6 protein-coding genes are annotated in these 14,542 nt (G+C 60.3%); 5 read left to right on the top strand and 1 reads right to left on the bottom strand.

The window, feature by feature from the left end; all coding sequences use genetic code 11:
• The first annotated feature begins 62 nt into the window (after window positions 1-62).
• The 4 genes from QO005_RS09735 (at window position 63) to QO005_RS09750 (ending at window position 12,626) form a co-directional block, all read left to right on the top strand.
• Window positions 63-7,847: a beta strand repeat-containing protein gene (locus QO005_RS09735; protein WP_307157822.1), complete on the top strand. Its 7,785-nt coding sequence runs from the start codon at window positions 63-65 to the stop codon at window positions 7,845-7,847.
• Between the two features lie 76 nt (window positions 7,848-7,923).
• A complete protein-coding gene (locus QO005_RS09740; RefSeq protein WP_307157823.1) occupies window positions 7,924-10,074 on the top strand; it encodes a type I secretion system permease/ATPase in 2,151 nt (716 codons plus the stop codon).
• Window positions 10,074-11,549 (top strand): HlyD family type I secretion periplasmic adaptor subunit, encoded by a 1,476-nt coding sequence (locus QO005_RS09745; protein ID WP_307157824.1) that lies wholly within the window; start codon window positions 10,074-10,076, stop codon window positions 11,547-11,549. The genes QO005_RS09740 and QO005_RS09745 overlap by 1 nt, the downstream gene beginning before the upstream one ends.
• 69 nt (window positions 11,550-11,618) lie before the next feature.
• On the top strand, window positions 11,619-12,626 hold the full coding sequence (locus QO005_RS09750; RefSeq protein WP_307157825.1) for a pepsin/retropepsin-like aspartic protease family protein: 1,008 nt from the start codon (window positions 11,619-11,621) through the stop codon (window positions 12,624-12,626).
• Window positions 12,627-12,737: 111 nt separating this feature from the next.
• On the opposite strand, the gene QO005_RS09755 is transcribed toward QO005_RS09750, so the two are convergent.
• Window positions 12,738-13,610: a LysR substrate-binding domain-containing protein gene (locus QO005_RS09755; RefSeq protein WP_307157826.1), complete on the bottom strand. Its 873-nt coding sequence runs from the start codon at window positions 13,608-13,610 to the stop codon at window positions 12,738-12,740.
• A 154-nt stretch (window positions 13,611-13,764) separates the two neighbouring features.
• Here QO005_RS09755 and QO005_RS09760 point away from each other — a divergent pair, with 154 nt between their 5' ends.
• Window positions 13,765-14,526: an SDR family NAD(P)-dependent oxidoreductase gene (locus QO005_RS09760; RefSeq protein WP_307157827.1), complete on the top strand. Its 762-nt coding sequence runs from the start codon at window positions 13,765-13,767 to the stop codon at window positions 14,524-14,526.
• The last annotated feature ends 16 nt before the right edge of the window (window positions 14,527-14,542 follow it).

Genomic DNA, 14,542 nt, shown 5'->3' on the forward strand with positions numbered 1-14,542 from the left:
GTTATCAAGGCTCCGGTACTGATCTTTATGATACCCCGGCAGAAGACGGCCCAGGGCCAGGCATGCAGCCCAGCGGCTATACAGGTATCGATACCGATCCGTATGACACACCAGCGGAGTCCGGCCCCGGCCCGGGCATGGCCACTCAGGGCTATACTGGCTACGGTACGGATCCCTACAATACTCCATCCGAGATGGGGCCTGGCCCTGGTGTGCAGCTCGAAAGTTCCGTCGATCCTTTCTCCTTCTCCGGTTGGCTGGACGGAGTGCCCGCCGGAGGTCCAACCGGCAGCGGAACCTATGGAACATCTCCGGACGGCTCGACGACAGGCGGTTACCAGGGTGCTAACAACAATAACGTCTACGGCGGGGCATCGACCGCCTTTGGGCAGACGGGTTTCGGCTCTTCCGGCGTCTACGGTGGAGGATCCTATGCTGGCGGTTCATATGATGGCAGTTCCGTAGGCGGCAATACCGGCAGCAGCGGTAGCACAGGAAGCTCCGGCGGCGGCGGTACGGGCAGCACTGGTGGGACTGGCGGCGGTACGGGGGGCAGTACCGGTGGGACCGGCGGCGGAAGCACAGGCAGTACGGGCGGTGGTGGAACCGGAAGCACGGGTGCTACGGGTGGCGGCGGTACAGGCAGTACCGGCAGCACGGGTGGGAGCACCGGCGGCACAGGGAGCACCGGTGGTGGTGGAACCGGTAGCACGGGCAGCACCGGCGGTGGCAATACGGGCAGCTCGGGTGGCGGCAGCGGTGGGTCCGGGGGATCTGGCGGGGGTTCCGGGGGTGGATCGGGTGGTTCGCCGATCGTTCTGGATCTCGATGGCAATGGTATCCAGATCACGGCGCTCGGCGCGTCGGACAAGTATTTCGACATGGCGGGCGATGGCAAGCAGCACAGAACCGCTTGGGCGGGTGCGGGCGATGGCGTGCTGGTGCTCGACCTGAATGGTTCGGGCAAGATTACCCAGCAGGATCAGGTGCAGTTTACCGCCTGGGATCCCACCGCGACCTCCGACATGCAGGCTCTGCGGGATGTGTTCGATACCAATCACAACGGCAAGCTCGATGCCGGCGATGCCGACTGGACCGATTTCAAGGTGATGGTCACCAATGCCGACGGCTCGACCACGCTGAAGACGCTGGCCGAGCTTGGGATTACCTCGATCGATCTGACCAGCAACCATCAGGAGACGGTCCTTCCGGACGGCTCGGGAATATCCGGAGAAACGACCTTTACGAAAAGCGATGGCACCACGGGCACGGCGGCTGATACGGTTTTCTCCTATGACCCGAATGGTTACCTGGTAAAGCAGACCCGCACCAAGAATGCCGATGGTACGGTGACGCTCGACAGCAAATCCTTCAATGCGAATGGAACGCTGGCCAGCGAGACGCTCTCTACCTATAGCAGCGATGGAAAGACCATCACCCGGAAATTCGACGATAATGGCGACGGTGTCTTCAATCGCACCCAGACGGATACGAAAACCACCAATGCCGATGGTTCGCTGACGGAAACCATTCGCAATTATGACAGCAGCGGCACCCGATTGACGGGTGAACTTCAGTTCATCACCGCAGCCGATGGCAAGACACGGACCATTTTGAGCGATACCAACGGATGGGGCTTCTTTGACGAGGTCGAAACCGTCACCTTCGGCACGGACGGCTCCGAGACCACGACGGCCAGCGATATGAACGCCGATGGCTCCCTGCGGGACCGCACCATCGTGTCCACCAGCGCCGATGGCCTGAGCAAAACGGTGGAAGTTGAAAAAACCGGTAGCGGCCAGATCAATTCGGCCGAGACCGATGTCACCACGAGTGCATCGGATGGGACGCGGACCGAAACGGACATTCTTTATGCCGGGAGCGGGACGGCTGCAGCCAATATCGTCGGCAAGTCCATAACGGTTACCAGCGCCAATGGTGACAGCAAGACCATCAGCAGCGATCTCGACGGCAATGGATCGACGGACATCGTCTCCACCAGTGCGATCGTCTTCAATGCCGATGGCAGCACGACGACAACCCAGAGCGACCTCAATGGCGATGGCTCGCTGCGGGATCGGACGGAAACGGACCTCAGCGGCAATGGTATCAACAAGACCACCAGGGTCGATCTCGATGGCAATGGCAGCTTCGATATCGTGACAGCCGAAACCGTGGTGCAAAACAGTGACGGTTCGGGCTCCGATACGACCATAACAAGCAATGCCGATGGCAGTCTGCGGCAGGAGCAGGTCTCGTCCTGGAGTGCGGACGGCAAGACCAAGACGGCGGAGACCGACCGCGACGGCGATGGGCATTTCGACCGGATCGATGTCACCACCACTGCCAGCGACGGCAGTTCCACCGAAACCGTTTCGAATTATACGCCCAACGGATCGGTTCTGGTGTCGAAGACGCTCTCGGTGACGAGCGCCGATGGTCTGACCAAGACAACTGAGATCGACAGCAATGGCGATGGCAGCTTCGATTCCGCGCAATCCACGGCAACCGTTCTGAACAGCGACGGCTCTTCGACCGTGACGGTGATCACGAAAAGCGGCGCCAATGCGGTCGAGACCGGCAGGACGGTAACGATCACCAGTGCCAATGGCCACTCTGTCACCACTCAGAAATACCTGGATGGCCAGACAAGCCCGGATTACACAACAACCGATGTCAAGGCGATCAATGCCGACGGCTCCTCGACGGAAACGGTGACGACATTGGTTGGAACCGATCAGGTTCAGGTCAGCCGGACTGTTACCTTGGTAAGCGAAGACAAACGCACGACCACCGTTTCGACCTTTACCGACAACCGCCCGTCTCCAACGGCGGTCAGCGAGACGGATATTCACGCCGATGGATCGCAAGTCCAGACGGTATCGGATTACAGCCCCGACGGGTCGGTTCTGTTGTCGCGCTCGGTGACGACCACGAGCGCGGACGGGCTGACGGTGACTACCGCCCGGGATGCCAATGGGGACGGGGTCATCGATGCGACATCCGTTTCGCAAGCGGTGCTGGAAAGCGATGGCTCGACGGTCACGACGGCCGCAACCTATTATGGCTCCGGCACGGCTGTTGCCAATCTGGTCAGCAGGACTGAGACAACGACAAGCGCCAACGGCCTGTCTGTCGTCACCCGAACGGACAGCGACGGCAATGGCAGCTTCGATGGCGAAACTGCCGATATCAAGGTGCTGAATGCGGATGGGTCCACGACGGAAACCCTCTCCAGCTTCAGCGGCGACGGTTCGCATCTTCTGGGCCGCTCGCAGACCATCACGAGCGGCAACGGGCTCAGCACCACCACCAGCACCGATGTCAACGGCGATGGCGCTTTCGATAGCGTGGTTACGGATATCACCGTGCTCAATGCCGATGGTTCGACCACGGAAACGCGCACCGCATCGAGTGCGAATAACAGCACCGTCTCGAAAACCGTCTCCACCAGCAATTCGGTGAAAAATACGGGCTCTGTCAGCATCTATCTCGATGGCAGCACAACGGCGCATCAGACGCAGACACTGGCCGTCAATGCCGATGGCTCCAGCACGTCCATCACGGCGGTTTTCGATGGGAGCGGCCAGCTCGCATCCACCTTCAACAAAACCGTCAGTGCCGATGGCTTGCGTCAATCCACGGCCCTGACCCTGGGGCCGGACCAGACGGCCAGCCGTTCGAGCACCTCCGTCAAGACCTTGAATGCCGATGGTTCCACCACGCAGACATTCTCGGATTTCGGGGCAGGAGGTGGGCTTGTCGACAGGACGGTCGATCAGACCAGCGCCGATGGTCTTTCGAGCGTGACGCAATGGGATGACAATGGCGATGGCAGTATCGATTATTCGAGTTCCACAACACGCGTCTTGAACGCGAATGGCTCCAATTCCGTCACCACTGCTACCACCAATGCCGACGGTTCGCTGCATAATCGCACCATCGTGCTCACCAGCGCCGACAAGGAAAACATCACCACCACCCGTGACATCAATGGTGACGGGACCGTTGACCAGACGGTTGAGAGCATCGTCAACCTTGATGGCTCCGGCACCATCATGGCCATGGATGGAGCCGTTGAAATGGCGTCCGACCGGTCTTTCGGCGCTCAGGACGGGCGCTATGAAACCGGCAGTGCGGACGGCCTGACCAAGACCGTTCTCTATGACGCCAACGGCGACGGTCTGGCCGAAAACGCTGAGACGACCACCACGGTGATCAATGCCGATGGCAGCCACGTCACCACCCTTCAGCACGAGACCTTGTCCGGGGGCGATGCCAGTTCGGCAAATCCTGCTTACAACAGCCGGGTCGATGATCGGACGCAAATCACCTCAAGCGCTAATGGTCTCACGACCACCACGCAATGGGATCTCGACGGCTCCGGCAGTTATGACGAAAGCAAGAGCGATGTGAAAACGATCGGCAGTGATGGATCGACAACCGAGACCGTCAGCATGGTCCGCCAAGGGGTTTTGGCCAGCCGGAAATCAACCACCGTCAGCGGCAATGGCCTGACCACGACGACCTCCTGGGATGCGACCGGCTCCGGAACCGCAGCCCAGCAATCCTCCTCAAGCAAGGTGGTCGAAGCCGATGGTTCGACGGTGCTGACGACGAATTCCGTGGCTCTGCCTGGACTGGACCTGTCGGCATCCATCGTCACCACCCAGGCGGATGGTCTCGGTGTCATCACTGATATCGATGAGGATGGCGACGGTGTCTTTGAGAAGATCATGAACCGGACCGTGACGATGCTTGCGGACGGCTCAAGCTCTGTCGTGGTGTCCGACAGCAATTCCGCAGGCACTCTTCTCGACAAGACGACGACCCAGACCACCCTGAACGGGCGGCATGTGGTCACCAGCACCGATGCCGATGGCAACGGCTCGGTCGATCAGGTGATCGATAGCCTCCAGGCCGTAGACGGCGGCATACAGACGGTGAAGACCAACTACAATGCCGATGGTTCCACGGCCAGCCGGGTTGTCTCCACGACGACAGAAGATGGACTGGTGATGACGACCAGCCAGGATCTTAACGGCGACGGGCTGGCGGATCGGAAGATCGTCGACACCACGACCAGCAATGCCGATGGCTCAAGCAGGCTGCTGGAGCAGACTTATGCAACGAGCGGCACGACAGCATCGGGTGCCATATCGGCGATCACGCCCGTGCTGATCAAGACCGTTCAGCGCAGCGAGAGCGCGGACGGAAGGACAACGGTCACCACAACCGACGTCAATGGCGATGGCAGTGTCGACAAGGTTGTGACGGACGTGACGCATGCCGACGGGTCGAAGACCACGACCACCACCGCCAATGCAGTGGCGCAACGCTATCAAAGCCATCTCGGCACGGTGCTCTGGCATTCCGCTTTTGCCGCTCAAGACCAGAAGGTTGCGGCCAGCAGCATCCAGACAACGGACTCCACGGGCATGAGCAGCACCGTGCTGTCGGACTATGACGGCGATGGCATCAGTGAGCATCAGGAAAGCTGGACGAGGAACATCGACGGATCGCAGATCGCCACGATCAGCGACATGGGTGCCGATGGCTGGATCGCGGCGCGCGGCCTCGAAACCATCAGTGCCGATGGTCTGACGACGATCCTCTATGAGGATAGCAGCAATAGCGGCATGATCGACCATATCGACAAGGCCGTCATGCGGGCGGATGGAAGCGAAGTCGAAACCATCAGCGATTTGAATGGCGATGGTTCCGTGGCGGAATCGACCACCACCACCATCAGCGCCACCGGCCAGACCAGCACCAGCCGGTCCACCTTTCAGCCCGCGACCACGCAAACCGTGTCGGATGACAATACGAGCCGCAGCATATCCGGAAGCGATGATGCCATCGACGTCGAAGGCCAATCCAACCAGATCATTCTTGGCAATGGCATCAATCAGGTCGCCCTCGTCGGGGACGATAACACCGTTCATGAAATCGGAAATACCGTTGCCACCATTGCAGCCTACGGGGCCAATGAACGCCTGGAGGTCAGCGGGCGCAACAATATCGCCACGGTTTCCAATGCGTCCGTTGTCATCGATAATGGTGGCGGGCTGATCCTTTCGGGAGGAAACGACAGCGTTGTCCTGCACGGCAACAGCGAGCTTCGGATCTGGAGCGGCGACAGGAATAATACGGTCGAAATCTCCGGTTACGGCACGGGGCTCGACGCCTCCTCCACGACAATCTCCATCGATGATGGGGCAACGGTCCTCCTCAGCGGTGATGACGATCAGGTTGCAGCCCACAACGGCTCGGTTCTTGTCGATACCGATCGAACGGCAAGTGACGATGAGCTCGATGTTATCGGCCAGGGCGTCAATGCGGCGCTTTCCGGCTGGATCATTTCCGTCGGCGAGAATGCGTCGGGAACGGTGACGGGAGATGATAACGCCATCGCGCTCTATGGAAACGCGGTCTTCTCCATCGCCAGCGGTGCCGATAATACGGTCGCAGCCTTCGGCACAAACAATACGGTGATGACCTCCAATGCCAGCGTTGTCGTGGAAACCGGCAGCAGCCTGACCCTGGTCGGCAATGGCCTGACGATCGATGAATATACAGATGCCAGCCTGACCCTTTCGGGAAGCGGCAGCACCATCTCCATCGACGGACGACGCACGACCGCCGCGGCCTCGAATGCAACGATCATCATGACAGGTTCGGCGGATGCCGTCGTCACCGGGGGTGGCGATAGGCTGACTGTCTCTGGCGACAGCAACAATGCCACGCTGTCGGGCGGAACCGTTCTTGTCGGGACGGTCACGCAAGCCGCCAGCCTTTCACTGGCAGGAGATGGCGATGCCATCACCCTTGCCGGGGATGGTTCCTCGCTCGATGCCAGCGGTTCTGGCGGCAGGCTGGATATTGAGGGCGATGCGACATTCGCCTCGATCTCCACGGCCAGCATTCAGGTCGATGGCGATTTTTCCACCATCAACGGTGAGAACAATACGATCACGATTACCAAAGCCAATGCGACTGTCGCGGTGTGGGGCGATCACAACCGCATCAACGGCAATGAGAGCGGTGACACCCTGACCATTGTGGGGACGGATGAAACAGTCGCATTGTCGCATGCAAGCGTCACCGTCGGCACGGACTCCGCCGTCACGATGACGGGCGACGATCTGGCCATAGAGGCGGACACAAGGGCAAGCCTGACCCTTTCGGGCAGCGGCAATGTCATTTCCATCGAAGGGCGCGGCACCAGCATCACCACCTCGAATGCGACGCTGGTCATGACCGGTTCCGCCGATGTCACGGTGACGGGTAGCGGCGATATCCTGAATGTCAGCGGCGGCAGCAGCAACAATGCCGTGCTTTCGGGCGGAACCGTCACTATTGCCGAGGGCGCTCAGGTGATGGTCGACGGCAATAACAACAGCGTGGTTCTCAATGCCGGAAGCGATATGGATACCGCCGATGGCACTGGCCTGCACGACATTGTCGAGGTGAAGGGCGCCGGCGCCTGGACAGCGGTGAGTCAATCGAGCGTGACGCTGGATGCAGGAGCCTCGCTCTCCCTGACCGGTGAGCAGGATACGATCACCATGGGTCAGTATACGGCGCTCGAAATCTTCGGGGCCAATGATAACTTTGTCTTCCATGCAGGCTTCGGCCAGGATGTGATCTCGGGCTATCAGGCCTCCGGCAGCAGCGCGGACATGATTGCCTTTGACCGCACGAGTTTTTCGGATTGGGCGGATCTCCTGTCCAATGCGCAACAGTCCGGCCAGGATGTGATCATCACCTCCCATGCCAACGACACGCTGACATTGAAGAACACGGCGCTTTCGAACCTTCAGCAGAACAAATTCAGCTTCTCCTGAACTGGAAGGGCACCAAACAATCGCCTGAAGCGGAACCCCTGCTTCAGGCCCCCCCTCGTGTCTGTGGGAGGCACCTTTGAATGCTGACGTTTTCCCGGAAGCGGTGGATTCCGGACTGTCTGCTCTTTGCGGTATTGCCGCCTTCTTCAGGATCGCGGCCGATCCCCGGCATCTGCAAAAGGAACTCGCCCTGATCGGGCGAAGCGCCGATGAGGATGATCTGGTGCGGGCTGCCGCCATGATCGGCCTCAAGGCGCGCACCATCACCGGCCTGACGGAAAAGCGGCTCAATACCGTGCCCGTGCCGACCATTGCCTGCATGAGCGATGGCGGCTTTCAGGTCTATGCGGGCAAGACGCCGGGCGGCAGCTATCGGGTGGTCGATCCGATCACCAAGGTGGCGCGTGAGCTCACCCTCGAAGCCCTGCTGGCGGAACTGGGCCGCAAGCTCGTCCTGGTGGGATTGAAGGTTGGCGGCCAGGGCACCGATCCGCGAAAATTCGGCTTGAGCTGGTTCCTGCCGTCGATCTGGCGCTATCGCAGGCCGATCATGCATGTGCTGCTGGCCTCCTTTTTCGTCCAGATCTTCGCGCTGGTCTCGCCGCTGTTCTTTCAGGTGGTGGTGGACAAGGTGCTGACGCATAAGGGCTATTCGACGCTCATCGTCCTGGTCGTCGGGCTTGCCATTGTCGGGCTTTTCGATGTGGTGCTGAAATATCTGCGCAGCTACGCGCTGTCGCACACCACCAACCGGATCGACATCGAACTCGGCCAGCGTCTTTTCCGCCATCTTCTGCATCTGCCGCTCGGTTACTTCGAGACCCGGCCTGCGGGCCATACGGTGGCGAGAGTAAGAGAGCTGGAAACCATCCGCAATTTCCTGACCGGGCAGGCGCTGTTTTCGGTCATCGATCTTTTCTTCACCATCGTGGCGATCGGCGTTCTTTCCCTCTACTCGATCTGGCTGACGCTGATCGTCGTCGCCTCGATTCCGCTCTATGTGCTGATTGCTCTTCTGGTCCGTCCTACCCTGCGCAGCAAGATCAACGAGAAATTCAACCGTGGGGCCATCAGCCAGCAGTTTCTGGTGGAGGCTGTCGTTGGCATCCACACGGTGAAAGCCGGTGCCGTGGAGCCTGTCATGCAGGCGCAATGGGCGGAGAGGCTGGCGGCCTATGTGCGCACCAGCTTCGAGGTGACGATGCTGAGCGCCGGTGGTCAGAACGCTATTCAATATGTCAGCAAGATTTCCACCGCCCTTATCCTCTTGTTCGGTGCCAGGGCGGTCATCGATAACGACCTGACGGTGGGCGGGCTGATTGCCTTCAACATGATTGCCGGGCAGGTCTCCCAGCCCATCCTGCGCCTCTCGCAGGTGTGGCAGGATTTCCAGCAGGTTCAGATTTCCATGGACAGGCTCGGCGATATTCTCAACTTCCCGACGGAATATGCGCCAAAGACGGCGCTGACGCTGGCGCGTCCTCGCGGCGGCATCGACATTCGCGACGTCACCTTTCGCTACCGGCCAGGCGGACCGGAAATCCTGAAATCCGTCAGCCTCTCGGTCCGGCCAGGGGAAATCATCGGCATCGTCGGCTCATCCGGTTCCGGAAAATCCACGCTGACGAAACTGGTGCAGCGGCTCTACAGCCCGGAACAGGGGCAGGTCCTGCTCGACGGTACGGATATTTCCCAGCTCGATCCCGCCTGGCTCCGCAGCCAGATCGGCGTCGTGCTCCAGGAAAACCTGTTATTCAACAGAACCATTCACGACAATATCGCCTTTGCCAATCCCGCCCTGCCACGGGCCACGGTGATTGCCATCGCCAATCTGGCCGGTGCGGATGAGTTCATCTCCAAGCTGCCGCAGGGCTATGACACGCTGATCGAGGAGCGTGGCGCCAATCTCTCCGGTGGTCAGCGGCAACGGATTGCCATTGCCCGGGCGCTTGCCACCAATCCACCCATCCTGATTTTCGATGAGGCGACCTCGGCGCTCGATTATGAAAGCGAACGGGTGATCCAGAACAATATGAGCAAGATATCCCAAGGCCGCACGGTGCTGATCATCGCCCATCGGTTGGCCGCTGTTCGGCCTTGTCATCGCATCGTCGGCATGGCGGATGGGCGGATTGCCGAGGTCGGCAGCCATGCGGAACTGCTGGCAAGACCGGAAGGCATCTATGCCCGGCTCTGGGCGCTGCAGAACGATCCGGCGGGTGTGTGATGAACGCACCTTTCAAACAGCCAGCCGGTCCGGTCCGCCTGTTCCGCAAACGCCAGAACCCCCTGCGGTCCGATCAGGAATTTCTGGCGCCTGCGCTGGAAATTCTCGAAACGCCGCCGTCGCCGGTCCGCATGGCCCTGATCGTCATCCTGACGGTCCTGTTTGCCACGGCCATTGCCTGGGCGGCCATCAGCCGGATCGATATTATCGCAACCGCGCGAGGCAAGATCGAGCCGACCCTGAAGGTCAAGATCGTGCAACCCCTCGCGACCGGCAAGGTTTCTGAGGTACTGGTGGAGAACGGCGATCATGTCGGCAAGGGCGATGTGCTTGTCCGTCTCGACGACGCGGCTGCCGCGTCGCAATATGACAATCTGTCGGAGCAACTGGCAGCGAGCGAGGCGGAAAGTGCGCGCCGCAAGGCGGTGATCGACACGGTCTCGTCACCGGGCTGGTTCCAGTCCAGGACGACGCATATCGTGGTGGATTGGCCCGAGGATATCAATGCCACTCTGCGCCATCGCGAGCAGACCGTTCTCGACCGGGATATGGAGCAACTGGCTGCCGAACTTTATCTTATCGATAGCCAGATCACCCAGAAAACCATCGATTCCAATGCCTTCGCCGCTACGGTGAACGCCCAGCAGACCCTGTTGGCCACGATGAACAAGCTCACCGCCATGCGCGAGAGCTTGAGCCGCAACGATGCCATGTCTACGGCGGAGTGGCTGACAGCCCTGCAGGAGGAAGAGAAGGAGCAGGTGGCCCTGCAAAGCGATATCAGCCAGAAAAGCGATGCAGATGCCGATATTGCCGTTTTGCAGCGGCAGGGGGTTTCGACCATTCAGACCTTCCTTGCCGATTATGCCCAAAAGCTGGAGGACGCCGATGAGCAGGTGCAGGAACTGACTCAGCAGGTGCGGGAGGCAAAGGCCCAGCTCGATGACATGACGCTGCTCAGCCCGGTGGAGGGAACCATCGAGGCCTCGACCCTCACCTCGATCGGGCAGGTCGTTGCCAGCGGTGCGGAAGTGATGCGCGTGGTGCCCGAAGGCAGCCATCTCGATATCCAGGCCTTCATCACCAATGATGAAATCGGCTTCGTTAAAGTCGGGCAGGAGGCGACCATCAAGGTCGCCGCCTATCCCTATACGCAATATGGTACCATCAAGGGCACGGTCGTGAAAGTTGGCAAGGACGCGGTGTCAGCGGCGCAGGCGCAGGCCGATCTTGCCGATCCCTCCTTCACCATGAACACGGCGGGCGCCGGTAGCAGCGGCCAATCCTCCGATACGCTGGTGTTTCCGGTCACTGTCCAGTTGGAGCGCAACTATATCGGCACGGAGCAAAGCGGCGCTTACCTTTCTCCGGGCATGTCCGTTTCCGCCGATATCAATACCGGTGACAGAACGATCCTCGCCTACCTCTTCGCCCCGCTCGTGGATGTCGCCAGCTCCGCTCTGCATGAGCGGTGATACGAAGAGCCATCGAGAATGGCTCTTCGCATAAGACGCCGGCTTGCTTTTTTCAGGAAGGAATGCAGCATGAAATCGAAAGCCCTGACCCTTGCCCTCCTTGCTTTTGCGCCGCAGGTCGCCGGCGTCTCACCGCTCCAGGCCGCGGAGCGTATGGTGATCCCGATCCACGCCACGGAGCGTTACGGTATCACGCATTATGAAATCGAGGTTCGGATCGGCGGCGTTCCGGTTGAGGCTCTGCTCGACAGCGGCTCGACGGGATTGTATGTGCTGGCTGATGCCGTGCAGGGCCAGACGTTCGAACAAACGGGACGGCAGATGCATACCGGCTATTCCAATGGCCAGCGATTGCAGGGCGACATTGCCATAGCAGATCTCTCCTTCGCCGATGGCAGTGTGCAGCAGAAGGTGCCGATCGGTCTCATCCAGGACATTAACTGCGATCCCGCCAACAAGCGCTGCACGCTGCCGCCGGAGCAGCGGAAGACGGGAGACATTCTCGGCAAGGGCGCCTTTCAGGCGATCATCGGCGTGAGCATGCCCTCGGCGACCTTGAAAAAACCCATTCCCAATCCGCTGACCCGCTTTGCCGATTCCTGGATCCTGGATCTGCCGCGCCCCGGCCACAAGGAAGGGCAGATCATCCTCAACCCCAGCGCTGAGGAGGTTGCCGGATTTAAGCGCTTCCCTGCCGGGACGGGTCCCAATGTCGGCGGCGGACGGGACAACCCCATACCCGGCTGCCTGACCATTGCCCATCCCGCGCGCCGATATTGCGGTCCCATCGTTCTCGATAGCGGCAATCCGGTGATTACCGTCATCACCGACGAGCCACAACACAGGCTGCCGCCGGGCACGCCCGTGACGATGGCCTTCGGTCCAGACGAGGCGTCGCAGCTGAAAGCGGGCTTCACCGTTGGCCGCGCCAAGGGGGATTCCACCACCGTGCTGGTCGGGCCCTTTCCCTATTACCAGCAGCCGCCAACCCGGGTTCTGATCGGTGTCGAGGTCTACAAGCACTTTGCGGTGCTCTATGACGAGAAGAATGCCGAGATCGGCTTGAAGCCCTTTTGATCCGGCACAAGGTGCGACCGCCACAGATTCACCGGTCGGCTTATGCTCTAAGCATTTGTTTTTACGCATTTCCGAACGGAAAACCGCGACGACACTTTTCCTGGAAATGCTCTAACAAACCCCCGTCAGCCAATCCGCAAAGCTTCTCGCCAGCCGTCTCTGGCTGCCGGATTTCGGGTAGGCGACGTAATGGCCGATATAGCGATTGTCTCGTCCTGTTCCGGAGAAGGGCCGCACCAGCTTGCCGCTTGCAAGCTCGGAGCGCGCCAGCACATCGGATTCCAGCGCGATACCGAGCCCGTTGACGGCTGCGGAAAGCGCCAGGAAGCTGCGGTCGAAGCTCATGGAGGGGGCGGGCGGGCGGCCCAGATTATTGAGCTCGAACCAGTCCAGCCATTGAATTCGCTTCAGGTCGCTCCGGATCAGCGGTTCCCGAAACAGGTCCTTCGGGGAGCGCAGCCGCTCTGCAACCTCGGGCGAGCAGAGTGGTGAGACGATTTCCTCCGCCAGCGGCATGATGATCAGATCTTCCCGGTTCAGCGGTTCGCCGTAAACGATGTCTGCATCGAACAGCCCGTCCACGAAACGCGCATAGCTAGTGCTGGCGGCAATGCGCACCTCGACGCCAGGATGGGCTTTGAGAAACTCCGGCAGTTTCGGCGAAAGCACCTGGGCGGCAAAGCTCGGGGCGCAATGCACGCGCAGGGTTTGCGCCTTGTTGGATGAAATCAGTTCAACTCCCCGCCGCAATTCCTCGAAGGCATTGGAGGCGTGCGCCAGCAGTGTCTGGCCCTGGAGGGTCAGGGATACCTGCCGGGTTGTCCGTTCGAAAAGCGCGATGCCCAGATCGCGTTCCAGCCTGACAATAGCGTGGCTTACGGCACTTGGCGACAGGTTGAGCTCTTCGGCGGCAGCCCGGAAGGACCCTAGCCGGGCGGCGGCCTCGAAGATGCGCATGGCGGAAAGAGAGGTCATTTGCAGCATGGGATTAGTGAACCAGATTCAACAACCGATGTAAACTTGGCGTTTGAAAGCCGGCGCGTCATCCGTCACCTTTCCGTCACACGAGCGAGTGGTCGCCGTGGCGAATGGACATGTCCGATGGCTTTGGGAAGGGCGTCGGGAGGAGATTTTACAAATGTTGTTGAAAGGGAAGACCGCCGTCATTTCCGGCGCGGCGAGTAAGCGCGGTATTGGCCGGGCAACGGCTGAACTGTTTGCCGAACATGGGGCCCGTATTGCTATTCTCGATATTGATGCGGATGCCGCCGCGGCTGCCGCATCCGAACTGCCGAAGGTCGACACAGGTGCTCATATCGGCCTTCGCTGCGATGTGGCCGACCGTGCCTCCTGCCAGCAGGCAGCCGATGCGGCCATCGCCGCCTTTGGTGTTACTCATATTCTGATCAACAATGCCGGCATCACCCAGCCGGTCAAGACGCTCGAGATTTCGGATGCGGACTGGCAGCGCATCGTCGCCGTCAACATGACCGGCGTGCTGAACCTCAGCCAGGTCTTCATTCCGAACATGCGCGATCATGGTGGCGGCTCGATTGCCTGCATGTCTTCGGTCTCCGCCCAGCGCGGCGGCGGTATTTTCGGTGGTCCGCACTATTCCGCTGCCAAGGCCGGCGTTCTCGGTCTGGCCAAGGCCATGGCGCGTGAATTCGGCCCGGCGGGCATCCGGGTGAACTCCGTCACACCCGGCCTGATCCAGACCGACATCACCGGTGACAAGCTCACCCCTGAGATGCGCACAGACATTCTCAAGGGCATTCCGCTCAACCGTCTGGGTGACGCGCGCGACGTGGCCAATATCTACCTCTTCCTGGCTTCCGATCTGTCTGCCTACGTCACCGGCGCGGTGATCGACGTCAATGGCGGCATGCTCATCCATTGAGTGGCCGCTGTTCAAG

It is taken from the genome of Allorhizobium paknamense (assembly GCF_030815125.1).
Classification (GTDB): Bacteria; Pseudomonadota; Alphaproteobacteria; order Rhizobiales; family Rhizobiaceae; genus Allorhizobium; species Allorhizobium paknamense.

Excerpts from the sequence above, each read along its gene's own strand:
- QO005_RS09735 (WP_307157822.1), top strand. The coding sequence starts at position 63 with ATGCAGCCCAGCGGCTATACAGGTATCGATACCGATCCGTATGACACA.
- QO005_RS09745 (WP_307157824.1), top strand. The coding sequence starts at position 10,074 with ATGAACGCACCTTTCAAACAGCCAGCCGGTCCGGTCCGCCTGTTCCGC.
- QO005_RS09750 (WP_307157825.1), top strand. The coding sequence starts at position 11,619 with ATGAAATCGAAAGCCCTGACCCTTGCCCTCCTTGCTTTTGCGCCGCAG.
- QO005_RS09755 (WP_307157826.1), bottom strand. The coding sequence starts at position 13,610 with ATGCTGCAAATGACCTCTCTTTCCGCCATGCGCATCTTCGAGGCCGCC.
- QO005_RS09760 (WP_307157827.1), top strand. The coding sequence starts at position 13,765 with ATGTTGTTGAAAGGGAAGACCGCCGTCATTTCCGGCGCGGCGAGTAAG.